Below are 1,136 nucleotides of genomic sequence, written 5' to 3'. Positions count from 1 at the left end.
AGCTTCGCAGCCATGATCCATCTGACCGCTGCCGTGATAAACTCCCGATGAATCCCAACAGACCCTAGGTCACCTGACTTGATCCGCACGATCCGAGCCTTGACCACGACACGGCGTTGGCCGCGGCTTCGTCCACGCTGGGCCAATACCGTTCCTTGCGCGCGGCCGCGGCCGATGCGGCCGCCTGTGAACGACGAACCGGACGCACCGGCGCTGGCCTTGGCCGCCTCTTGCCGAACGCGTCGAAGGTAGCTGGTCGCTTTCGCGGGCTTGCGATTGCCGATCCGCCCAAGCTTCACCTCGAATTCGTCGTCGTCGACGCCGGCCATGAGCAAGTCCCCGTTGCAAGAGCGCGGATATGCGAACCCTGCGCTCGGCTGCCAAGCCGCAGACGCAATCAATGAGCGCGATCGTTGCTTTAGAACTCGCTTGGCGACATCGCGGCTAGCCGTGTCGCCAACACTTGGATGTGCAGACAATGGCTTAGGCGCCCCATAGCGCCAGTGCTTTTATCTTGCCCTCCCGCTTAGCTGCCGTAAGCGTCCGGATCCTGCACGACTTTCCGTGAGTGCGTTGTCGTTCCATATCGGGTTCCTTGCTGCATTGGAGGATCTCCGGTGGGTATGGAATATTTCAAGAACGAAGCGCGTCGTTCTTTTTGGTCGGTACACGTTGAAGCGTGGCGACGAAGCGGTCTCAGCAAGCGCAAATATTGTCGTCAGCATCGTCTCAGTGGCGGCACATTCGATCGCTGGCTGCGACATCTGATTGACGCCGAAACGCTGAAAATACGTGCGGAATTGCGTCGCGAGGAACGTCGGGAGCGGCTCCGCAAGAAGCGGAGTCCGGTGTCGAAGGACCAGCGCTGCAGGGCCGTCCAAGCGTTCTGGGCGATGCATGTTGAAGCGATGAGGTGGTGCGGTCTGAGCATGCAGGCGTATGCCCGGGCACACGGCATATCGCAGCACAGCCTGAGGCGGTGGCGCGATTTGATCGACGCCAATGAGGTGGAAATCGACTGGCGGACGCATCTTCATCCGAGTGCCCGCCCACCAATAAGCACTAGGCCGTGTGGACTCTTGGGATTCTCAAATCAGATTGAACGTGATTCAAGGCTTTCTTTTAGGAGGAAGCCT

Annotated in this window: 1 protein-coding gene and 1 pseudogene; one reads left to right on the top strand and one right to left on the bottom strand. The window is 59.6% G+C overall.

The genetic code is table 11. From position 1 onward, the window contains the following. Positions 1–329, bottom strand: a pseudogene (locus tag AAFX91_RS41845) (hypothetical protein); the annotation flags it as partial. 294 nt (positions 330–623) lie between these two features. On the opposite strand from AAFX91_RS41845, the gene tnpA reads away from it, so the two are divergent. Beyond that, the coding region (gene tnpA, locus AAFX91_RS41840; RefSeq protein ID WP_394570366.1) for an IS66 family insertion sequence element accessory protein TnpA at positions 624–1,136 on the top strand (513 nt) is incomplete at its 3' end.

It is taken from the genome of Bradyrhizobium sp. 31Argb, from assembly GCF_043638955.1.
Classification (GTDB): Bacteria; Pseudomonadota; Alphaproteobacteria; order Rhizobiales; family Xanthobacteraceae; genus Bradyrhizobium.
This window is presented reverse-complemented; position numbering and strand designations above follow the sequence as displayed.